At 53.0% G+C, this 21762-nt stretch carries 27 protein-coding genes and 1 tRNA gene; 14 read left to right on the forward strand and 14 right to left on the reverse strand.

What is annotated here, in order from left to right:
* Positions 1-81: 81 nt before the first annotated feature.
* From QZ280_RS10320 to QZ280_RS10330, 3 genes are all read left to right on the forward strand, one after another.
* Positions 82-1770, forward strand: a complete 1689-nt coding sequence (locus tag QZ280_RS10320; RefSeq protein WP_293443616.1) for an acyl-CoA dehydrogenase family protein — start codon at positions 82-84, stop codon at positions 1768-1770.
* A 165-nt stretch (positions 1771-1935) separates the two neighbouring features.
* A complete protein-coding gene (locus QZ280_RS10325; RefSeq protein ID WP_293443619.1) occupies positions 1936-2100 on the forward strand; it encodes a hypothetical protein in 165 nt (54 codons plus the stop codon).
* Positions 2101-2214: 114 nt separating this feature from the next.
* Positions 2215-2421, forward strand: coding sequence for a hypothetical protein (locus tag QZ280_RS10330; protein WP_293443622.1), 207 nt, complete (start codon positions 2215-2217; stop codon positions 2419-2421).
* On the opposite strand, the gene QZ280_RS10335 is transcribed toward QZ280_RS10330, so the two are convergent.
* Entirely contained in the window at positions 2397-2783 is a 387-nt protein-coding gene (locus tag QZ280_RS10335) for a hypothetical protein (RefSeq protein ID WP_293443624.1), read from the reverse strand. The two genes, QZ280_RS10330 and QZ280_RS10335, sit on opposite strands and share 25 nt — an antisense overlap.
* Before the next feature lie 57 nt (positions 2784-2840).
* On the opposite strand from QZ280_RS10335, the gene QZ280_RS10340 reads away from it, so the two are divergent.
* Positions 2841-3392 carry a TetR/AcrR family transcriptional regulator gene (locus tag QZ280_RS10340; RefSeq protein ID WP_293443626.1) on the forward strand — a complete coding sequence of 184 codons (552 nt, stop codon included), beginning with the start codon at positions 2841-2843 and terminating at the stop codon, positions 3390-3392.
* Here the strand turns inward: QZ280_RS10340 and QZ280_RS10345 are convergent.
* From QZ280_RS10345 to QZ280_RS10375, 7 genes are all read right to left on the reverse strand, one after another.
* A complete protein-coding gene (locus QZ280_RS10345) occupies positions 3389-3841 on the reverse strand; it encodes a low molecular weight phosphatase family protein (RefSeq protein ID WP_293443628.1) in 453 nt (150 codons plus the stop codon). The two genes, QZ280_RS10340 and QZ280_RS10345, sit on opposite strands and share 4 nt — an antisense overlap.
* Before the next feature lies 1 nt (position 3842).
* A complete protein-coding gene (locus tag QZ280_RS10350) occupies positions 3843-4322 on the reverse strand; it encodes a UPF0262 family protein (RefSeq protein ID WP_293443764.1) in 480 nt (159 codons plus the stop codon).
* A gap of 7 nt (positions 4323-4329) precedes the next feature.
* Positions 4330-5631, reverse strand: coding sequence for a histidinol dehydrogenase (gene hisD, locus QZ280_RS10355; protein ID WP_293443630.1), 1302 nt, complete (start codon positions 5629-5631; stop codon positions 4330-4332).
* 49 nt (positions 5632-5680) lie between these two features.
* The gene (locus QZ280_RS10360; RefSeq protein WP_293443632.1) at positions 5681-6046 is read right to left on the reverse strand and encodes a hypothetical protein; all 366 of its coding nucleotides are present in this window, start codon (positions 6044-6046) and stop codon (positions 5681-5683) included.
* 209 nt (positions 6047-6255) lie between these two features.
* A complete protein-coding gene (locus tag QZ280_RS10365; RefSeq protein WP_293443634.1) occupies positions 6256-6717 on the reverse strand; it encodes a DUF2948 family protein in 462 nt (153 codons plus the stop codon).
* On the reverse strand, positions 6714-7982 hold the full coding sequence (gene murA / locus QZ280_RS10370) for a UDP-N-acetylglucosamine 1-carboxyvinyltransferase (RefSeq protein ID WP_293443636.1): 1269 nt from the start codon (positions 7980-7982) through the stop codon (positions 6714-6716). Before murA ends, QZ280_RS10365 begins: the two co-directional genes overlap by 4 nt.
* Before the next feature lie 15 nt (positions 7983-7997).
* Complete coding sequence (locus QZ280_RS10375) at positions 7998-8156, reverse strand: hypothetical protein (protein WP_293443638.1); 159 nt, start codon at positions 8154-8156, stop codon at positions 7998-8000.
* Between the two features lie 86 nt (positions 8157-8242).
* On the opposite strand from QZ280_RS10375, the gene QZ280_RS10380 reads away from it, so the two are divergent.
* The 3 genes from QZ280_RS10380 (at position 8243) to QZ280_RS10390 (ending at position 10047) form a co-directional block, all read left to right on the forward strand.
* Positions 8243-8317, forward strand: a tRNA-Thr gene (locus tag QZ280_RS10380).
* 34 nt (positions 8318-8351) lie between these two features.
* On the forward strand, positions 8352-9239 hold the full coding sequence (locus QZ280_RS10385) for a DMT family transporter (RefSeq protein WP_293443641.1): 888 nt from the start codon (positions 8352-8354) through the stop codon (positions 9237-9239).
* A 682-nt stretch (positions 9240-9921) separates the two neighbouring features.
* Positions 9922-10047 carry a hypothetical protein gene (locus tag QZ280_RS10390; protein WP_293443644.1) on the forward strand — a complete coding sequence of 42 codons (126 nt, stop codon included), beginning with the start codon at positions 9922-9924 and terminating at the stop codon, positions 10045-10047.
* Between the two features lie 21 nt (positions 10048-10068).
* Here QZ280_RS10390 and QZ280_RS10395 read toward each other — a convergent pair whose 3' ends face one another.
* Together QZ280_RS10395 and QZ280_RS10400 are read right to left on the reverse strand one after the other, a co-directional pair.
* Positions 10069-10680: an enoyl-CoA hydratase/isomerase family protein gene (locus QZ280_RS10395; protein ID WP_293443647.1), complete on the reverse strand. Its 612-nt coding sequence runs from the start codon at positions 10678-10680 to the stop codon at positions 10069-10071.
* The gene (locus QZ280_RS10400) at positions 10677-11429 is read right to left on the reverse strand and encodes an SDR family oxidoreductase (protein ID WP_293443650.1); all 753 of its coding nucleotides are present in this window, start codon (positions 11427-11429) and stop codon (positions 10677-10679) included. The genes QZ280_RS10395 and QZ280_RS10400 overlap by 4 nt, the downstream gene beginning before the upstream one ends.
* A gap of 122 nt (positions 11430-11551) precedes the next feature.
* On the opposite strand from QZ280_RS10400, the gene QZ280_RS10405 reads away from it, so the two are divergent.
* From QZ280_RS10405 to QZ280_RS10435, 7 genes are all read left to right on the forward strand, one after another.
* Positions 11552-13072: a DUF2125 domain-containing protein gene (locus tag QZ280_RS10405; protein ID WP_293443653.1), complete on the forward strand. Its 1521-nt coding sequence runs from the start codon at positions 11552-11554 to the stop codon at positions 13070-13072.
* Positions 13073-13187: 115 nt separating this feature from the next.
* Entirely contained in the window at positions 13188-14534 is a 1347-nt protein-coding gene (locus QZ280_RS10410) for a TldD/PmbA family protein (protein WP_293443656.1), read from the forward strand.
* The gene (locus QZ280_RS10415; RefSeq protein ID WP_293443659.1) at positions 14521-15303 is read left to right on the forward strand and encodes a 3'(2'),5'-bisphosphate nucleotidase CysQ; all 783 of its coding nucleotides are present in this window, start codon (positions 14521-14523) and stop codon (positions 15301-15303) included. Before QZ280_RS10410 ends, QZ280_RS10415 begins: the two co-directional genes overlap by 14 nt.
* A gap of 50 nt (positions 15304-15353) precedes the next feature.
* Positions 15354-15596 carry a DUF4170 domain-containing protein gene (locus QZ280_RS10420; protein ID WP_293443662.1) on the forward strand — a complete coding sequence of 81 codons (243 nt, stop codon included), beginning with the start codon at positions 15354-15356 and terminating at the stop codon, positions 15594-15596.
* A 7-nt stretch (positions 15597-15603) separates the two neighbouring features.
* A complete protein-coding gene (locus QZ280_RS10425; RefSeq protein WP_293443665.1) occupies positions 15604-16815 on the forward strand; it encodes a glycosyltransferase N-terminal domain-containing protein in 1212 nt (403 codons plus the stop codon).
* Complete coding sequence (gene lpxK / locus QZ280_RS10430) at positions 16815-17798, forward strand: tetraacyldisaccharide 4'-kinase (protein WP_293443668.1); 984 nt, start codon at positions 16815-16817, stop codon at positions 17796-17798. The genes QZ280_RS10425 and lpxK overlap by 1 nt, the downstream gene beginning before the upstream one ends.
* Before the next feature lie 52 nt (positions 17799-17850).
* Complete coding sequence (locus tag QZ280_RS10435; RefSeq protein WP_293443671.1) at positions 17851-19254, forward strand: FAD-binding oxidoreductase; 1404 nt, start codon at positions 17851-17853, stop codon at positions 19252-19254.
* 6 nt (positions 19255-19260) lie between these two features.
* On the opposite strand, the gene hemC is transcribed toward QZ280_RS10435, so the two are convergent.
* From hemC to QZ280_RS10455, 4 genes are all read right to left on the reverse strand, one after another.
* Positions 19261-20208 carry a hydroxymethylbilane synthase gene (hemC, locus tag QZ280_RS10440; RefSeq protein ID WP_293443674.1) on the reverse strand — a complete coding sequence of 316 codons (948 nt, stop codon included), beginning with the start codon at positions 20206-20208 and terminating at the stop codon, positions 19261-19263.
* Between the two features lie 78 nt (positions 20209-20286).
* Positions 20287-20424, reverse strand: coding sequence for a cbb3-type cytochrome oxidase assembly protein CcoS (gene ccoS, locus QZ280_RS10445; RefSeq protein ID WP_293443677.1), 138 nt, complete (start codon positions 20422-20424; stop codon positions 20287-20289).
* Entirely contained in the window at positions 20421-20732 is a 312-nt protein-coding gene (locus tag QZ280_RS10450; protein WP_293443680.1) for a hypothetical protein, read from the reverse strand. Before QZ280_RS10450 ends, ccoS begins: the two co-directional genes overlap by 4 nt.
* A gap of 51 nt (positions 20733-20783) precedes the next feature.
* Positions 20784-21761, reverse strand: coding sequence for an HAD-IC family P-type ATPase (locus QZ280_RS10455; RefSeq protein WP_293443682.1), 978 nt, complete (start codon positions 21759-21761; stop codon positions 20784-20786).
* Position 21762 lies beyond the last annotated feature (1 nt).

Here is a 21762-nt window from a genome sequence, read left to right on the forward strand (position 1 = left end):
TATCGATCTTCGTGCGCATTTAAGTTGCGCTGCAATTGCGAAAGGATTATTCCGGGGTAACCGCTTTTCAGGAGATGCCCGATGCCGCGTGATGGACAAGACATGACTTTGACAGCCACCGTAATTTTGCCCAATCTTTTGCAATTAACCAAAGCAGCGCTTGACCCTGTTGAGGCGATCTTTGACATCGCACGCAAGAAACTGCGCGCAACGGTGTCAGAAAATGATCGTATTTCTGGAAGACTTATTGAAGAAAATCAAACGGCTAGTCATGGTTTAGCGTGGCTCGCGACCTATGTAGAAAGTCTACGTCAGATGCAAGGCTGGGCCGAGCGTCAACAGGCGGAAGGTGGCTTCAACGAGCTGGAGCAACTGCTGCTTCAGATCACTTTTGGTGAGTACCTCTGGCAGATCTATGGCGGCATTCCGATGAATCAGGGAGAGATTCTGCGATTGCAAGATCTCGGCCTTGAGCAGGAAGATGTGCGTGCTATGATGGACGCCTCGGTGAGGACTTTGACGCAAGGCGGCAACACACAAGCCGCGCGCACGCGTTTGGTTGGACTGATGCAAGAGCAAAAGGGTGCCACGATGTATGGCACCTCCGGGCTCGATGAAGAGCTGGAAATGATCCGCGATCAGTTCCGTCGTTACTCTGTCGAAAAGATAGAGCCGCACGCGCACGAATGGCACCTCAAGGATGAATTGATCCCGATGGAGGTCATCGACGAATTGGCGGAGATGGGCGTATTTGGTCTGACCATTCCAGAGGAATACGGAGGGTTCGGGCTATCGAAAGCGTCTATGTGCGTTGTCTCGGAGGAATTGTCGCGCGGATATATCGGTGTCGGTTCGCTCGGTACGCGTTCTGAGATCGCAGCGGAGTTGATAATCGCAGGCGGCACAGAAGAGCAAAAACAGAAATGGCTTCCGCAACTGGCCTCTGCCGATACTTTGCCAACGGCTGTGTTTACGGAACCGAACACAGGCTCTGACCTTGGTGCCCTGCGCACGCGCGCCGTGAAGGATGACAACGGCGACTATAAAATCACGGGCAACAAGACGTGGATCACCCATGCGACGCGCACGCAGATCATGACGTTACTCGCACGCACAGACCCTGAAACGGACAATTACAAAGGCCTGTCGATGTTCTTGGCCGAAAAAAAGCCCGGCACCGAAGAGAACCCATTCCCGACGGAAGGCATGACCGGCGGAGAAATCGAAGTGCTCGGCTATCGCGGTATGAAAGAATATGAACTCGCGTTTGATGGTTTCCACGTGAAGGTTGAGAACCTGCTTGGCGGTGAAGAGGGCAAAGGTTTCAAACAGCTTATGGAAACCTTTGAGAGCGCACGCATTCAAACAGCGGCGCGTGCGATTGGTGTAGCGCAATCCGCGCTCGATATTGGGATGCAATATGCGGAGGATCGTAGGCAATTTGGTAAAAGTCTGATCAATTTTCCACGTGTGTCTAGCAAACTGGCGATGATGGCGGTGGAAATCATGGTAGCGCGTCAGCTCACCTATTTTTCTGCACGCGAAAAGGATGAAGGTCGTCGTTGCGATCTTGAGGCTGGCATGGCGAAATTGCTGGGTGCGCGTGTTGCTTGGACGGCAGCAGACAATGCATTGCAGATCCATGGCGGCAATGGTTTTGCGCTGGAATACAAGATCTCGCGCATTCTATGTGACGCGCGGATCCTAAATATTTTTGAGGGTGCTGCCGAAATTCAAGCTCAGGTTATCGCGCGTCGTCTTCTCGGGTAGCACGCGCTGAGCACCTATAGTTTGAACAGCCCTCGACATCTTCGTGATGAGGGTTTTTCTTTTTTCGAAAAAATTTTTCGAAATTCACTGACTGTCGATTGGGCCGATCTTTATTCGTCATCCTCATGAAAGCGCTTTTGCTTTGCATACATGAGGAGACTAAAAATGAATATTCTAACAACAGCCGCAATCGGTGCGGGCGTGATTGCAGTGACCTTACTGGCCATACAACTTTTGCCACGTGAAGTGACCGTTACGCGCTCTGCACAGGTTGATGCGAGCCCAAGTGACGTGATCGCGTTGTTCGCGTCTAACGAAGGATATCAATAGATTAAACCCTATAAGGCGTCTTACGAGAACCTTAAAATCACGCTCTTTGGCCCCTCAAGCGGCGTCGGTTCCGGTTTTCATTTTGATGGTAAAGACGCCAAAGGCAGCCAAACGGTGGCGCACGTCACTGATCGCTCTATCACCTACAACATCGACATGGGCGCGATGGGACAACTCAAGAAAATCGTCGAAGTTCGCCCCAGCGCGGGTGCCTCCGCCGGGGAGCGGCGCATGGAGGCTGATCTTGGCCACAACCCAATTGTGCGCGTTTTTGGGTGCGCGGTGCTTAGCTGTTGTTACGCGTCTTTAAGCTGTGCATAATCCATCAATACAGGGACGATCAGAAAGACAGTCCATTGGGGCAGCGCGAATAGCACGCTGAACAGCGTGATGTTGTACCACAGAAAAAGTCCTGCAAAACTGAGTTGAATCAAAATGATAAAGAGCGATAGCCCCGCGTTTCGGAATTTTGTGAAATAGGCGATGCCAAATGTCATGAGCGCCAGCAAGAGCTTGGCCACATGCCAGACCACCATCGCTATCGCTCTGATAACAGGACGCAAATTCGCCTGAAGAATTGGACTCATAATTTCAGGCGGCCCGGCAAACAGGTGAACCACTGTCGTAAGGCCCATAAAACCGGCTGCACTCCAAATTGCTATGTTCGGCTTTTGATTTTCCATACGCAAGCGTATCTAAAGCGCGCTTAAACCTGTCAATAAGCTAGCGTATGTAACGGTATGAGCAGATTGTCACAGACCGATTGGATCGCCGCCGGATTTCGCGCTTTGACGACGAAAGGCCCACAAGCGTTGAAAGCAGAACCCCTCGCGCGGGACTTAGGGACCACCAAGGGATCCTTCTATTGGCACTTCAAATACGTGCCAGCGTTTCAAGAACAGATGCTGAGCCATTGGGAAGAAAAAGCGACCCAAGATATCATAGCGGCCCTTGATCCGATCCCAACGCCTGCCGCAAAACTACGCGCGCTTTTGCAACTAGCGACGACCCCGCAGGAAGACTATGGCGGTGTCGGTACGGAGCCTGCGATCCAAGCATGGGCGCATGCTGATAAGAATGTTGCCGCCGCTTTGGCCCGCGTGGACAAAACGAGACTAGCTTATTTGCAAGACATATTTAGCGCGATGGACATGGCTAACCCGGACCTACCGCGCATTTGCTATGCGTCGCTAATTGTCCTGCAAGAACTGCCAGATGATGACGACAGCGCTGGCACGACACCTATGGCAACGTTGGTGCGTTTGATGATTGCCTTGGCGGAAACGGACTAGTTCGGCGCGCCCCATTTCCCTTTGAGTTGTTGAATTATCTGTTCACGCGACTGGCGGTAGGCATCCAACTTAGCCTCACGCGTTTTACCTAATCCAGTCGGGTCCATGGTCGGCCAATATTCGACCTCAAGATGAAAAATACGGGTCAATTCCAATGCGCGACGTTGGCTGGCGGGTGAGAGCGCAACGATCAAATCGAAAGAGCTGAGATCATCGCCAAACTGCTCCATCTCATCGAAAGAACGTGAGCGATGTCGTTGTAATTCGACGCCCATTTCTGCGCAAACAGCGATTGAAAATCCGTCGATTTCCAAATCATTATAAACGCCAACAGATTGCACATAGGTCTCGTGCCCGTATAATTTCTTCATGATCCCTTCCGCCATCGGCGAGCGTACAGCGTTGTGATCACAGCAAAAAAGCACCGATTGGGGAAGCTGTTTGAGCACTCTATCCCCCAAAATGCAAAACGCAGATGAGGGTGAACAGTCGGCGGGCTGTGTCGATGTCGATCTCTGCCTTACCCTCTAGGCGTTCTTGCAAAATGCGGCTGCCCTCCATGTGAATCCCGCGCCGTGCCATGTCGATGGCTTCGATTTGGCTGGGAGGCAGGTTTTTCACCGCGGAGAAATAGCTCTCGCAAATTTGGAAGTAATCTTTGACTACTTGGCGAAATGGACCCAGGGAGAGATGGAACTCCGCTGCGGGTTCTTTTGCTTCAGTCTTAATATCAAACACCAGCCGCTTTTCGCGGATCGCGAGCGTTAGATCATAGGGCCCCGCTGGCGTGTCGCGATCATCGTGTGCAGGCAGCGTGAAGGTGTTATCCTCAAGTAGGTCAAAGACCGCGACCTTGCGCTCTTGCTCGATCTCATGTGTGGGCGCGGGCAGATTGCGGTCGTCAATTTCGATACTGGTAATGCAGGACATTGGACTGTTACTCATTCAATTTTTGCAAACGGGCAGTCACGGATAGTCCATGTGCCTCTAGGCTTTCAGATGTTGCGAGGATTTCAGCAGCTGGGCCGATCGCGCGCAAGGATTCGGACGACATGCGCGCAAGCGTCGTGCGCTTTACAAAGTCCATAACAGACAGTCCCGACGAGAACCGCGCAGAGCGTGCAGTTGGAAGAACATGGTTCGGGCCGCCGATGTAGTCGCCAATCGCTTCGGGCGTCCATTGGCCAAGAAAGATTGCGCCTGCGTGCACACATTTGACGCTGAGTGCGTCAGGGTCTGCCACGCAGAGTTCCAGATGTTCTGGTGCGATGCGATTGGACAATTCTGCGGCTTCATCAAGTTTTTTCACAGTGATTACAGCGCCATATTGCCGCCATGACGCCCCAGCGATGGCGTGACGTTCAAGCGTTTCAAGACGTTCCTCAACCGCCCGCGCCACTGCTTGACCAAAACCAGCATCGTCCGTGATCAACAGCGATTGCGCACTTTCGTCGTGTTCTGCTTGGCTAAGCAGATCAAGCGCGATCCAGTCGGGATCGTTGTCTTTGTCCGCAATCACGAGGATTTCAGAGGGACCCGCGATCATATCAATACCTACTTTGCCAAACACACGACGCTTGGCCGCCGCGACAAAAGCGTTGCCAGGCCCTGTGATTTTATCGACGGGTTTGATCGTGTCGGTTCCATAGGCGAGTGCTGCAATCGCTTGCGCTCCACCAATACGGTAAATTTCATCAACACCCGCGATACGCGCGGCCAGCAGAACCGCAGGGTTCGCGACGCCACCTGGCGTGGGTACAACGATGGCGAGGCGTTCTACACCTGCAACCTTAGCAGGGATCGCGTTCATCAACACCGAGGATGGGTAAGAGGCGAGGCCCCCCGGCACATAAAGACCCGCCGCAGAAACAGGCGTCCAGCGCCAGCCAAGCGTGGCACCTGCCTCATCTGTCCAGCTCGCATCCTCGGGCATTTGACGTTCGTGATATGCACGAATGCGCGCTGCCGCGAGTTCGAGTGCAGCACGTTCTGCATCGGAAACTGACGCGCAGGCGGCTTCGATTTCATCTAGCGAGAAGGCGAGCGTATTTGGGGTCAAATCCATGTGATCAAACTTGGAAGTGAGATCAATCAAAGCCGCATCACCGCGTGTGCGCACGTCTGCAATTATGTCTGCAACAATCGCATCCACATCAGGGCTATCTTCACGTTTCGCGTTTAGAACCGCCGTGAAGCGGGTTTCAAAGTCGGCGTCAGTTGTACTTAGAAATTGCGGCATTGGCATCCCTCATGTCTGCGCCTTGACTTAGCGCGCGACATGGGGAGCCTCAAGGGTGCTTAGCTGCGGCGCGGCAGTGTGGTGAGCGCAAGACCAACGAGCAGAAACGAAACCACAGCGACAATTGTGCGGAATGTGTTCCAAAACTGCCAGCGTGGCGAATATTCGGCCCAGATCGCATCTGCCTCTTCGATGGGAGCGGTTCTGAATAGACTTCCAGCGCGATGTTCATTGGGACGTTGATATTTACGGTCGGAATAAATGCGCCAGCGATATAGATGAAACCAGCAAAACCCGACAGTGCTGCGACTTTGCGTTGTTTTAAGAGAAACGCAACCAGCGCGGTGATGAGTAAAACCACAGGCATGCCGAAGAACACATGCATGAAAACGCCATTGCGCACAGATATATTCATCGCATTCATCGCCGCGATGGCAGAATTAGCATCAAGTATGTTTAACCCCCACATCGTAGAGCAGATTCAAGCGTAGAAAAACCAAAGATCGCGCCGGAAAGGAGAAGCGATAGGAAGGTCAGAGGTATCAAAAGGCGGTGCATCGTATCAAATCCCATTTTATCTTATACGAGATGATATGAAAGGCGCGCAAATTTCCGTCGCTTTAATCAATCGTGGGTGGGCGCTTTTTTCGAAGGTGCCACATAGGGGCGCGTGACATCCTTCAATGCCACATCAAGCGCTTCGACGTCCAGTCGGATAGCACCGTCACCTGCAAGCGTCAGCGTCACATTGCCAGAGGGTGCTTTGGTTTCTTCAAACTCCACACTCAAAACCGACAGGATCATATCTGCATTGTTGCGATCAATTCCTTGGCTGGACACGTTGTTCACCTCAGACACGTTGAGAACTGATTGCACCCGTTCGGGCGTACTTTTGCTACCCTCTTCCCAACGGAATCGGTTGAGTAGAATCGCGAAACGGCGGTCCTTGCGGGCAAAGTGCATTTCATTAGCCGGAAAAACGCCATCCTGTATCAACGCGGAAATCACCTTGAGGTCATCGCCATCAAGGGCACCGATATTAAGCGGCGCTTCACCACCGTCTTCAAAGCGTGCGTCTTCGCTCATGATCCTTGAACCCGTTCGATGGTTGCGCCAACAGCGCTGAGCTTTTGCTCGATGCGTTCATAACCGCGATCAAGGTGGTAGACGCGGTTTACCTGTGTTTCGCCTTCCGCGCGAAGTCCAGCAAGGATCAAGGAGACCGAGGCACGAAGGTCTGTCGCCATCACTTGAGCACCGTTCATCTTCTCAACCCCCGTGACAGTCGCTGTGCCGCCCTGCACTTCCACATTAGCTCCCATGCGCAGCAGTTCGGGCGCGTGCATAAAGCGGTTCTCAAAAATGGTTTCGTTAAGTACGCTAACACCATCCGCAAAGCACATCATTGCCATGAATTGCGCCTGAAGGTCGGTTGGAAATCCCGGGAAAGGTTCGGTTATGACATTAACTGACTTAATGCCATTGCCAGGATTGGTGACCTTCAAACCGTGCTTGGTTTCTTCCAGAATTGCGCCTGCATCTTCCATCTTTTCTGCGAAAGACGGGATTAAATCCATACGACCACCCAGCAACTCGACAGAACCGCCCGCGATCATCGGAGCGATCATAAACGTGCCCATTTCGATGCGATCTGGAATGACAGCTTGGGTTACGCCGTACAGTTTTTCGACGCCTTGAATGGTGATCATGTCGGTGCCTGCGCCCTCGATCTGTGCGCCCATTGCAATCAAGCAATCGGCGAGCGCTTTCGTGTCAGGCTCTCGCGCAGCGTTTTTGATCACGGTCGTGCCTTTGGCCAGACACGCAGCCATCATCGCGTTTTCAGTCGCACCAACAGACGCGAAGCGCAGCGGAATTTCTGCACCTTTCAAGCCATTTGGCGCAGTCGCGTGGACATAGCCGTCCTTCAGTTCAATGTTCGCGCCCAAACGCTCCAATGCATCAAGATGCATATCCACCGCGCGCGCGCCAATCGCGCAGCCACCGGGCATGGACACAATCGCCTCGCCCGCACGAGCCAGCATGGGGCCAAGTACGTTGAACGATGCACGCAGTTTGCGCACCAGATCATAGTCAGCTTTATGAGAGGTGAGTTCAGTCGCATTCAGCGCCAGCACACGACCATTGGAAAGTTGCGCAATCTCGCAACCGAGCGATTCAAGAACGTCGCTCAGCGTTCCAATATCCGCAAGGCGTGGGACATTCGTGAGCGTCAAAGGTTCTTCCGTCAAAAGAACAGCGCACATGAGTTTGAGAACGGTATTCTTCGCACCCGCAATCGGGATTTGCCCGTTCAATGCGCCATTAGCTTTGACCAGAATTGAATCCATGTGCCTGCCTACTCTTTATGTATCGCCCTTGGACGTTTGCTCTATCTGTGCTTTCGTGCGCGTTTTTGCTTGCGCTTTACGCCGCCCTAAATTCGCTTTCAACGCCGCTTTGAGCCGATCCTCGCGGGAATTCGGCTTGGTGCTTTGCTTTTTGGGGTCATTCCGATCGTTCATCTGCCTTCTGTAACCTAGGCAGTTGACAGCGTCCAGATTACGCTTGCACGAGTGCAAAATTGGGTCTAATCAGCCGCCCACACGGCGCCGTTGTAGCTCAGTGGTAGAGCGCGTCATTGGTAATGACGAGGTCGGGAGTTCAATTCTCCCCTGCGGCACCATTAACTTCCCAGCAAAAGCTAGATCCGAACCGATATGCGCATCCGTTTTTCTCCTCACGTAACGGGCTATGCTGCGGCCTGGTGCATTGTGCTGGTGTGGTCGTTTTGGCTGATTGTAAGCAGGCTTGCTAATGACAGTGGTTTGACGATCTATGATCTTGCCGCGCTGCGTTATGGTTTAGCCACGCTAATCGCGGGACCGCTTTGTCTTTATTACAAACCCTGGCGCGGACTTCGGTTGATTCAGATTGCTGTGCTCTCATTTGTGCTAGGGCCGGTCTACATCCTGTTTGTCTTTGCTGGATTCATCTATGCGCCTGCCGCGCATGGGGGCATCTTTATGAATGGCGTGCTGCCCATCTTCAGCGTTTTGTTGAGCATCGCCCTTATGCGCCTCTTCCCAAGCAAAAAGCAGGTGTTCGGCGGGCTGCTCATTCTCGTGTCCACAATTATTTTGGCGTGGAATGCAAATAGCGACAGCGGTGCTGATGTTTGGATCGGTGATCTCTTCTTCCTTATCGGCGCTTTGTTTTTCTCGCTCTACATGATCTTAGCAGAGCGTTGGCAGTTGGGTGCGATGCAAATTATATTTTGCGGCACAATCGTGAATGCGGCGCTTTATATGCCTATTTGGGCGCTTTGGCTTCCCTCAAGTATAGGGACTGCGCCAATGGCACCGTTTTTGTTGCAAGCGATTTACCAAGGTTTTGTGCCCAATCTTATTGGCCTGCTGTTTGTCGCCCACGCGTCGCGCACGATCGGAAATGGCAATACAGCCTTTATTTTGGCTGCAGTTCCAGGTGGCGGCGCACTTTTGGGACTGTTGATCTTGGGCGAGGGCCTGACGATAGGGAGCATCATCGCACTTGTCGTTTTGACCCTTGGGCTCGTCATAAGCCTTCGAAGACGCGCTTTGACATGAGAAATGCCAAGAGCTGTTTTGGGAATGTGGCTCACTTAAAAAGCGAAACGTATTTTCGAATGATGCTAAATGCAGCGCCCAAACGGGGCCAACTGATTCGCTATTAGGACGACATCCTTTGAGTTTCGGGAGGAATTTTATGGCTTCCCTAGCGTCAAATGAAGGTTTTTTTCAAATTTTTTGCAGGCTCTGAAGAGCCATCAAAGTTGATTTGGCACTTCAAATTCACAAAAGAGTCCGTCTCGAACCGCATGGACCTTAAATGTGGCAATATTCTTGGATTGGCAGGCCAAATAATTCCCAAAGACGCAGATGAACAAAACAATCTTGCGCAACCTCTCAATTGTTTCCGAATCAATGACAGTTGAGGCGGGGAAAAGTGGATGGTTCAACTCACAACGCTCACCTTAAAGGCAAAAATATCGGCGAGATACCTGACTAAATAGGGCAAACGTAATTATAAAAGCACCAAAAATGAGGTGTTGCTTCAATAGTTTTCTGGCGTTCAACCAAGACGAAACGTTGACGAAAGTGTTCAATGTGTGTCGAAAATAAGAGCTAGAATAAGCTTTCGACACATTGATCGGAAGCATGAGCTGTCAACTTTAGCGCTCCCACATCAAAACTTCGCGATACGTTTCTGCAAGCGCTGTTTGATCACGCAAGCCTTGGCGGCTTTGACGTGGCTTTTGCAACCACGGAAAGTCTGATCCGTATGCGCAAGGCTTTAAAGCAAGCCGCGGTTTCGGTTCTAGGCGATGTTGTGAACGGTGTTCTTGTTACCGATATCGCGCGACAAGGCAACTGACGCGCATCACACAAGCGACCACTAGAAACTGCACATGTTTTTGATCTGCGCCACCAGCTCGGGATCTGCTGCGATGCAATCCGTAGCGATGCCCCGCGCCGTTTCAAGAAGCGCATCTGGTTCACATACTTGATCAATCAGACCGAATTGTAACGCAGCCTCTGCGGTGATTTTTTGACCACCCATGAGGATCAGTTTTGTACGCGCAGGTCCGACCAGCGCACGCAAACGCGCAGGATCCGAAGGCTGCGGCAAAAAGCCAAGCTTCATTACGGGATAGAAAAACTTCGCGCTCGGCACGGCCAAACGCAGATCGCAGGCCAATGCCATGCCCATCGCGCCGCCCGCGAGAGTTCCATTCAGCGCAGCAATCGTTAGGCACGGCAGCGCAACAATTGCGGCAGACAGTTCTTCCCAAACTGGGGATAGCGCCAAACCTGCCTTGGCTTCCTCCAGATCAGCGCCCGCGCTGAACACACGACCCGTGCCAGTCAAGACGAGCGCACGTGCGTCCTGTGCAGAGGATGCGATTTTTGTAAGTTCCTGCAGCATATCCGAGGTCAATGAATTGGCTTTATCCGGTCGATTGATCGTGACAGTCCAAAGTCCATTGGCTTTTGAAAGATCGATCATTCTAGACCAACCCGCGTCCGAATATCTGCGTTGCGCAGCGAAATTTCCTGACCTAGCCAATCATCCGCATCCGCACCGCACATCCAAAAGAGCGTGCGCGCGGGCCAATCTGCGGGAATGTGGATCTCCCAGTCCAACTTACTGACAGGATTGATCCCAGATTTCTTAATGTCGCGTTGCATTTGCGTGGCGACTGTACCCGGCGAAAGACCCATGCAGCGAACGCCAAACTCCGCGTTTTCAATATGCGCGCAGCCCGTCAACATTGCGGCACCCGCTTTAGAGCTACAATAGTGCGACCATCCTTCAATCGGATTTTGCGCCGCGCCAGAGCTGACCGTCAAAATTGTCCCCGCCTTAGCCCTCTGCATATGCGGCAAGACCGCCCGCATCCCATTGAAAACTCCCGTAAGGTTGATGTCTATAGCACGTGCCCACGCAATCGGGTCCACGTCAGAGAGGCGTGAAATCGGCTCGATCACACCTGCATTGTTAATCAAAATGTCAACGCTGCCAAAATGTGCATGGGCTTGGGCAACGGCCGCCTCCATTTCCGCATAATTGCTCACATCACAAAGGACCGCGAGCGCCGCACTGCCGATGTCTTTTGCAATCACTTCAATCTGCGACCCGCTGCGCGCCAAAAGCACAACATTGACCCCTTGATCGGCAAACAAACGCGCCGTCGCTTCGCCAATCCCACGGCTCGCACCGGTAATTATCGCAGTTTTTCCTGAAATCTTTGACATAAGCCTGTCCTTACCATTCGGGGGATTATCGCCGTATAACTCAGCAAACAGCGCTCCGTCTTGACGTTGCCCCAAGCTCGGTCAAATCTGCAAGGCAAATTATGCCTTTAAGGACTAAAATTATGACGCTTCGCTCTGCTATTTTCAGCACCACTTCGCTTGTTTTTTTTGCGACCTCCGCCTCTGCAGATGTTAGCGCCAAGGACATATGGACCGATTGGCAGTCCTACATGGCCGGCTTTGGCTACGCAGTTGAAGGACAAGAAACGATGTCCGGCAATACCCTATCGATCAACGGTTTGAAAATGTCTGTGCCCATGCCAGAGGGTCAGGGCGAGTTTGCAATGAATTTAGGCAAAGTCGATTTTGTCGAGAATGGTGATGGAACGGTTAACCTCGTCTTTCCTGAAGTGATGCCTGTGTTCTTCGAGGCGGCGGGTCCCGAGGGCGAGGCGGTCAAAGGCTCGCTCGATTACACCATGCGAAACATGAACATGCGCGCCAGCGGTGATCCAAGCAAAGTGATCTACGACTACACGGCAGACCAGATAGGCATCGTCCTAAATGAGCTGGCTGTTGAAGGTGAAACAATGCCAGAGGGCGCGTTGAACGTGTCATTCACTTCACAAAACCTAAGTGGCCAATCCGTGATGGTACCAGGAGCCTTGCGTAAAATCGCGCAAAACATGGCGCTTGGCGCGACGACGTACGCGGTTACCTTCAAAGATCCAAGCAGCGATGACGGCGTGAATTTCAACGGTGAAATGGCGTCATTTAGCTTTTCGATCGACTCCTTTTTACCTGCGAGCATGGACCCGAAGAACGTCGCAAACGCACTGGCTGACGGCTTCGCAGTGGATGGTGACATCAGCTACACGGGCTCTCAGACAACGTTTTCATTCACCGATGTTGGCTACACGATGAACGGGTCGAGCGGCGCTAAAACCGCGACGATTGCCGTGAAGATGAACAAGGATCTCCTTGAATATACCGGATCAAGCATAGGCGTGAACTTCAATTTGAATAGTGCTGAAATCCCGCTGCCCGTCGTTGCAGGTCTTGGTGAAATTGCGTTCAACTTGCTGATCCCAGTTGCAAAAACCGACACGCCAAGTGATTTTGCTTTTGGTCTCACGCTCGCTGATTTTGTGACCTCTGATGACCTTTGGTCCATGCTGGATGCGGGCAATGTTCTGCCGCGCGATCCCGTGATAATTTCTTTGGATCTCGTGGGCAAGGCGAAGATGCTGTTCGATTTCTTTGATCCAGAGCAGATGGCAGCCGTCGAAACGGGTGACGCGATGCCTGCTGAATTAACCGCGATCACCCTGCGCAATTTGCTTGTTTCCGCGGCGGGCGCAAAGCTGTCAGGTACGGGTGATTTCACCCTTGATTACAACGATCTAGAAAGCTTTGACGGATTTCCTAAGCCCACAGGCGGCGTTGATGTCGCTCTCGTCGGCGGAAATGAGTTGATGAACAAGCTGGTTCAAATGGGCCTTTTGCCGCAAGAGCAAGCCATGGGAGCGCGCATGATGATGGGTCTGTTTACGCGCCCTGGTGAGGGCGAAGACTCTCTCACGACGAAGATCGAGATCAATGAAGAGGGTCACATCCTCGCGAATGGCCAGCGCATCCAATAGATTAGGTCAGATTCTAACAAGAAAGGCCGCGTTTCACAACGCGGCCTTTCTTGTGTAACCTTGTAAGAGAGGGCTGCGCGGGCTACCTCCTGTGCAAGCAGGTTTCGGAGGCTCGATGTCCCAAAATTTAGAAGAACTCACACACGCCCTTTTGCTTAGCGCAAAAAAAGCGGGCGCAAACGACGCAGACGCCGTGGCCGTTAAAGGGACCGCGCTGTCAATTGACGTACGCAATGGCGTTTTGGAACAGGCGGAACGATCCGAAGGGGTCGACATTGGATTGCGCGTGTTTGTTGGTCAAAGACAAGCCTGCGTGTCCTCGTCTGACACATCGCAAAGCACCATAGATGCGATGTGTGAGCGCGCCATCGCGATGGCAAAAGAAGCTCCGGAAGATCCATATGCAGGCTTGGCTGATCCAGCGTCATTATCAGACGTACGTGATGCAGACGGGTTGGAATTGTTCGACCCCACACCAGAGCCTGATCCAGCGGATTTGCAGAACGATGCGAAGCGCGCAGAGACCGCAGCGCTTGAGCATACCGGCATCAGTCAAGTTCAATCAGCGAGCGGCGGGTACAGCTCCCGTGAAATCCACATCAGTGCCACGAACGGATTTACGGGTGGTTATCAGCGTACAGATCGCGCCACCTCTTGCGTCGCGATTGCAGGAACAGGTGCTGAAATGGAGCGTGATTATGACGGCGACAGTCGCATTTTTCAGGCTGATTTGCGCGCTGCCACTGAGATAGGCACAAATGCTGCTGAACGTGCTCTCGCCCGCATTGGTGCAACAAAACCGCCAACAGGCAGCTTTCCGGTTCTCTTTGATGAGCGCATTTCTTCAACCTTGATCGGGCATTTTTTGGCTGCCATCAATGGTGCCTCGATTGCGCGTGGATCATCATGGTTGCGTGACGCGCTTGATACGCAGGTATTGCCAGAGCACCTAAGCGTCATCGAAGATCCGCACCGCACGCGTATCCCCGGATCACGCTTGTTTGATGCGGAAGGTCTCGCAACCCAAAAACGGGCTATCGTTGAGAATGGTATGCTTACAGGCTGGACGCTAGATCAGGCCAATGCGCGAAAACTTGGAATGGCCTCAACCGCGAATGCGGCCCGCGGCACGTCTGCGCCGCCCACGCCGAGCAACTGGAATATTGAACTGACCCAAGGCGCGCAAAGCCGAGATGCGCTCTTGCGCGACATGGGCACTGGGTTGCTTGTGACGTCGATGATCGGCTCCACCATCAACGCGACAACGGGTGATTATTCACGCGGCGCAGCCGGTTTTTGGATTGAGAACGGAGAGATTAGCCACCCCGTTAACGAATGCACAATCGCGGGCAATCTACGCGATATGTTGCTGCGCATGACGCCGGCCAATGATGCTCGCACGCATTTGTCTCGCGTTGTGCCATCGTTGTTGGTTGAGGGGATGACCCTTGCGGGGAACTGATCTAACGCTGTTGATCGATGCGGCGAAAGCCTCTGGCGAGATTGCGAAAAGCTTCTTTCAAAAAGATCTTAAGAGGTGGGACAAAGCGGATGACGCTGGTCCTGTAACCGAAGCTGATCTGGCTGTGAACGAACAGCTTGAAAGAGATTTGCGCAAAGCGCGCCCTGACTATGGATGGCTAAGCGAAGAATCCGCGGATTCCACAGAGCGCCAAAGCAGCGAACATGTATTTATTATTGATCCCATTGATGGCACACGCAGTTTCATTGTTGGATCAAATACTTGGGCGCATTCGCTCGCCATCGCGCGGCGCGGTAAAGTTACCGCTGCCGTCGTACTCCTTCCGATGCGCGATATGATATTTACGGCTGAACTTGGAAGCGGCGCGCAGATGAATGGCACAACGCTTGCAACGTCCACTCAAGCTGATTTCAGCGGATCGCAGATCCTCGCGACGAAACCAAGCCTTGATGCAAAGCACTGGAAAGCGGATACACCCCCTGCATTTACCCGCCATCATCGTCCCTCGCTTGCCTATCGGTTGTCGCTTGTCGCGCAAGGTCGGTTCGATGGGATGCTGACGCTACGTCCCAGTTGGGAATGGGACATCGCGGCTGGCGCTTTGATCGTGTCGGAAGCAGGTGGAAGGATAACCGATAAAACAGGTGCCCCGCTTGCTTTCAATGGGACAGATCCGCGCCTAAACGGAGTTGTCGCTTCTGGCAAGGCGATGCACAGCGCAATTCTCTCCGAGTTGGCCGAGACTTGACGCCAGCACAACTATAGATACCCTAAGCCCAATAGAATATGGACTGGGCCATGGAAAAACGACTTCATCTGGTGTTTGGTGGCGAACTCGTCGATCCGACGAAAAACGTCTTTAAAGATGTGGACGACTTGCACATTGTCGGGATTTTTCCAGGCTACGATGCCGCTTACAACGCGTGGAAAGGGGAAGCCCAGCGCACGGTAGATAGCGCCCATATGCGCTACTACATCGCGCATCTGCACCGCTTGCGTAATGAGTGCACAGAATCCTCCGCGACAGAAGAATTAAGGTAGAATTTTGATGAGTTCGCTCAGCCTGACGGCCTACAAAGCGCTGGTGCGAACCACAACCCTGCCCCAAACAGATCCCTACCCCGAAAGGCCAGAGGGCCCTTTGATCTGGGGTGTTGTTCATGACGACACATCTGCGCGAGCGCTGATACATCTCGTGGAACGGCTGCGCCAAATTCGTGGCCCTTGCACCTTATTAACCACCTACATCGACAAAGCGCCACGTTTCGTGAACGGCAAAGGCACTTATTGCTTTGCCTTGCCTGTAGACACGAGCGAAACCGCGAAACGCTTTCTGGAGCACTGGACCCCTTCGCTTTGCCTTTGGTTTGGCGGCGAACTACGCCCTGCTTTGATCGCTCAAGCCAAGGCAAACAGCTTGAGTATGAAACTTGTGTCGGCACAAGAAGACTTGTTGGACCAAGCCATTTGGCGATGGCTGCCGTCGCTTTCGCGAGAAACTCTTGCGGCTTTTGATACTCTCGGTGCCAGTGACAAAGCCGCATATCGCGCGTTGCGTAAAATGGATGGTGCGCGACAAAAGGTCGAAATTCAAGGGGTCCTACAGGTCGCGGTGATGCCACCAACCGTCAATGAAAGCGTTTTTGACGACGTGTCGATAGACCTGAATGGTCGGCCAGTTTGGCTTGCTGCGCATATCCAAGAAGATGAGCTCAAGGACGTCCTGAAAGCACATCGCGCGTTGGTAAAGGTTAACCACCGTCTTGCCCTTGTTCTTGTCGCGGCGTCTTTCCCAGTTAGTATCGAAGCCCGCTCAGTGCTAAAATCACAAGGCTGGCGCGTGTGTCATTGGGAAGACGGCGATCCAATCGACGAAAGCACACAAGTGATCCTTGTGGAAGAGCCCGAGGAAATGGGGCTTTGGTATCGAGTCGCACCGCTCACTTTCTTAGGCAGTTCTTTAAAATCAAACTACAAAGGGTGCGATCCATATATCCCGGCAAGCCTCGGTTCCGCGATCATTTACGGGCCAAACATTGGGCGACACACCGACAGCTATTCACGCCTTGCTGCGAGCGGAGCCGCACGTATCATCAAAGATGTGCAAGGTTTGACGCAAGCTGTCGAAAACCTACTAGCCGCAGATCAATCTGCGCTGATGGCGCACGCCGCATGGGTCACAATTTCCGATGGTGCCGAGGCAACGGACGCTGTGATTGAGGACATTCAAATGCATCTCGACACTCTGGAAAGCATGTAATGAAAGCACCTGATTTTTGGTTCACACCATCAGACAGCCCTGATTGGCGCGCCAAGGTCTTGGCACCACTGGGAACGCTTTATGCGTGGTTAACCGCACGCCGCGTCAACACTTCCCCAAGCTGCATCGCCCCAATTCCAGTCATTTGCATCGGCAATTTGAATGCAGGCGGCACGGGCAAAACACCCACAACGATTGCGCTGGCTCAGATGCTTTTATCGATGGGAGCAATTCCGCACATCGTCTCGCGGGGATACGGCGGCAAACATGTTGGGCCACACTTGGTGCAGACCAGTAACGATGCAAGTGACGTCGGTGACGAGCCTTTATTGCTCTCTGCCTTCGCGCCAACTTGGGTCGCAAAAGATCGCAGCGCAGGCATTAAAGCCGCATATGACGCGGGCGCCAGCCATGTCTTGATGGATGATGGGTTCCAGAATCCGTCAGTGAAAAAGGCGCTATCAATTGTTGTGGTCGATGCTGAAAAGGGCTTTGGAAACGCGCGGTGCTTGCCCGCAGGGCCCTTGCGTGAACCTGTCTCAGCGGGATTGAAACGCGCTGATCTCCTGCTCTCCATCGGGTCGAAGCGCGCGCAAGCAAGCTTTGATCTCGCAAACCCACTAGATATGCCAAGACTTCGCGGGCATCTTGAGCCGCTTCAAACCGGAATAGAGTTTGAGGGCATGCCCTGCATCGCATTTGCGGGGATCGGTCATCCCGAGAAGTTCTTCGCAACCCTGAAAGGGCTAGGCGCTAAGATCATCAAAGCGGAAGCCTTGAGCGATCATCAAACGCTGACACCTGCACTGATGAAACGCTTGGAACATGATGCGCTGCTGAACGACGCGCAACTTGTTACCACTGAAAAAGACGCTGTGCGTTTGCCGCCCACCTTTCGCCAACAGGTCATTACGCTTCCTGTGCGATTGGCTTTAAGGGATGAAACAGCTCTACGTGCGGCGTTGACAGCACTGACGCCGTAACTCAAAACTGAACGCACAATAGAACCGTATTGACCCAAGGAGAGCACACAACATGATCGAGCAACTCAGCGCCATTGTTGGAAAAAATCACGTTCTTACGGGGGACGATATCGCGCGCTGGGGGCAGGATTGGATGGGCCAATACAAATCTGATCCCATCGCCGTTGTGCGTCCAGCTACCACCCAAGAAGTGGCCGAGGTGGTCAAGCTTGGCAACGCGACCAAAACACCAATCGTTCCAGTCAGCGGCAACACGGGCCTAGCAGGCGGCGCATCGGGTCAGGGTCACATCATGATCTCGATGGAGCGCATGAACCGCATTCACGACATCCGCAAAGACGCACGGATAGCGATCGTCGATGCAGGCGTCATTCTGGCCGATATTCATAGTGCTGCAGATGCAGAAGATCTGGTCTTTCCGCTGACCTTTGGCGCGCGTGGAAGCTGTCTGATCGGTGGCTGTATGGCGACGAATGCAGGTGGCTCCAACGTTGTACGCTACGGCAACACGCGTGATCTTGTGCTTGGCGTCGAGGTGGTGTTGCCCAATGGCGAAATCGCTGATCTGATGTCAGAGCTGCGAAAAGACAATTCGGGCTATAACCTCAAACACTTGGTTATTGGGGCGGAAGGCACGCTTGGAATCATCACGAAAGCTGTTTTGAAACTGTCGCCAAAGCCCAAAGCCTACGCAACCGCCATGGTTGCGGTCCCGGCTATTGGCGAAGGACTGCAACTGCTTAATCAATTGCAAGATGCCACAGGTGGCTGTGTCGAAGCGTTTGAATATATGCCGCGCGCCTATGTTGAACGTCACCTAGAAATCACGGAAAGTGCGCGTGAACCGTTTGACACCCCCTATGACGTGAACATAATGGTCGAGGTTGGAACGACCATTGCCGCCAAGTCCAACCCCGACGCATCTGGCCAAATCCCCTTGGTTGCAGAACTTGAAGAGATCCTTGCCAACTTGTTTGAGGATGGTGCAATTCTCGATGCAACAGTCGCGCAAAACGAGGCGCAAAGACGCGCAATGTGGGAAAGACGCGAAGCGGCAGCAGAAGTGGTCCTGGTCCATAGACCCTTGATCAACCACGACATTGCAGTGCCCCTAGAAAAGGTCTCAGCATTTTGCGAGGCGATGGAGAAACGTTTGCCGACACTCGATGCGGGTGCAAAAGCAATGATCGTGTCCCACTTGGGCGATGGCAACGTCCATTATTCCGTGTGGGGCAAAAGTCAGGATCCCGAAGTACACGACGCGATCACTGAAGCAGTGGAGGATGAAACCCTCAAGCTTGGTGGAAGTTTTTCTGCGGAGCACGGGATTGGCGTGAGTAAATTGCGCTCCATGGCGCGGCGCAAAGATCCTGTGTCGATTGCCGCGATGAAAGCGATCAAAGCAGCACTCGATCCGAATAACATCATGAACCCGGGTAAGGTTTTGCCCAAGTAGATCGGCTTAGCTGCGCCACTCAAAAAAGCCTTCGCCCGCTTCAGTCAGCAATTTTGCAGCCATTGCTTCGCCCATGGCAACGCCATCTTCAATGGTGCCACTGACATCATCACCGATGCTTTCAGATCCATCAGGACGAAGAACTTGACCACGGAAACGCATATTGCTGCCGTCGAGTTCTGCAAGACCCGCAATTGGCGTCTCACAAGATCCGTCCAACGCCGCGAGGAACGCGCGCTCTACCGCAAGTCGCTGCCCCGTTTGGGTGTCGTGGATCGCAGCCAACATATCGGCCGCGTTTGTGTCGTTGATACGACGCTCAATCCCGATTGCGCCTTGCGCAACGGCGGGCAGCATTTCGTCGGTTTCAATTGCGCTTTTCACAACATGGGCCATGCCCAAGCGGCGCAGTCCCGCCATTGCAAGGAATGTGCAATCCGCAACCTTGTCTTCTAGCTTTTTCAAACGGGTCTGCACATTGCCGCGAAATTCCACCACATTCAGATCAGGGCGATAGTTCAACAGTTGCGCGCGACGACGCAAAGACGAGGTTCCGACAACCGCACCAGAAGGCAGAGCAGCCAAACGTTCATGACCAGCAGAGACGAAAGCATCGCGCACATCTTCACGCGGCAAATAGGTATCAAGCACCAGTCCCTCAGGCTGTAAAACAGGCATATCTTTCATCGAGTGCACCGCAATATCAATCGCGCCGCTGAGCATATCATCTTCAATCTCGCGGGTGAAAAGGCCCTTGCCACCAATCTCTTTCAAAGGACGATCAAGGATCTTGTCCCCCGTCGTTTTGATCACTTTGATCACGAACGCCTCTTCAGGAAGATCGAATGCGATCGACAAACGACGACGAGTTTCATAGGCTTGTGCCAATGCCAAAGGAGAACCACGCGTGCCGATTTTCAGCGGTGAAGTCGGAGAAGGAAGAGTAATAGCCATGCGATATCTTTATGGGTGTATAGTGAAGTTGACAACTGTTGAGCGAAGTTTTCGCGCAAACTTTTCAACCTGCTAATTTCAGTCGTCCAATAAAATGCGCGCGGCATTGCCCTGTTCATCGTCATATTCATTGCTGCGCACCGTCCATATGAAGGCGGCAAGGCCAACACCACCAAGGATAAGCGAGACAGGAATGATAATAACAAGACCGTTCATTGGACCAACCTAATGCGTTGGGAATTCAAAAAAACTGTGATGGAAGAGATCAACATTGCCAAAGCCGCGGCCAGTGGCGTCGCATACCCCGCAAGCGCAATCCGAATTAAAATTCCATTATAGATCGTGGCGGTTGCAAAGTTTTGCTGGGACAGGCTGCGCGCAAGGCCTGCGATTCTCATCAGCAAAGGCAGCTCTTCAAAGCTATCTTTCAAGATCACAATATAGGACGCAGAACGTGACGCATCAAGAGCAGAAGCCGGCGCAATAGAAGCATGCGCCGCCGCAAGTGTGGCAGTATCATTCAAACCATCCCCAACCATCAAAACGCGTTCTGACTTTTCGCGTAGCTGCTCAAGTTAACGTAGCTTTTCTACTGGGCGCACATTTGCAGTTGAGGGCAAGCCTAGGTAATTGGCAAAGCGCGTCGCAGGCGCAATCGCGTCTCTCGTAACAATCTCAAAAGGCTGCGCGAGGCCTCGCACCACAGAACACACTCCTGTTCGCGGGGTTTTGCTCGCTTGGGTCTGGAGAGGCTGCGCATCGCCGAACTGAAGACCCAGGTCATCAATGTCAGTACCGAGCCAAGCCCCACGGCCAAGGCGCACAGTCATGCCTTTCCACTTGCTGATGACACTACGTCCCACAACTTCAGTAATCTCGCAGATCGGTATCGCACGCACACCACTTAATGCGTCAACCAAAGCGTGCGACAGCGGATGGTTAGAAGCCTGCGCTAACGCCTTAGCAACGGCTTTTTCTTTAGGTGTGATACCCTCTGGCAAAGTCACCGAGGGCTGACTCAACGTGCCTGTCTTGTCAAAGACAACGCAGCTGACGTCGGCCAAACACTCTAACGCGGTTGCGTGTTTCACGAGGTAGCCCATGCTGAACAATCGACTGATTGCCGCCGTCGAAACCGCGGGCACCGCAAGACCAAGCGCGCAAGCGCATGTGATGATCAGCACCACAATTGCGACGTTCAAAGCGTGGCGAATGCCGCCATCTGCCGCGACCCAGCCTACGAAGGCCAGGAGCGCCAATAAATGCACGGTAGGGGCATAGATCTGCGCCTCTTTGTCAGCCAACGCCGTGTAACTGTTGAGGCTGTTCTCTGCGGTTTCAACCATTCTTGCCATGCGGCGCAGGATGGTATTGTCGCCAACTGCACTAGCGCACATGGGCAACGGGGAAGCCACATTGATTTCACCCGCCAGAAAAAGCGCGTCCTCAAGTATCTCTACCGCAGCGGATTCACCAGGTAGAAAGGCGCCTTCAATCAAAGCCGAAGTGCTGATTAACACGCCATCCACTGGGATACGCGCGCCAGTGGGCACT

This window comes from Planktotalea sp. (assembly GCF_018607995.1).
Classification (GTDB): domain Bacteria; phylum Pseudomonadota; class Alphaproteobacteria; order Rhodobacterales; family Rhodobacteraceae; genus Planktotalea.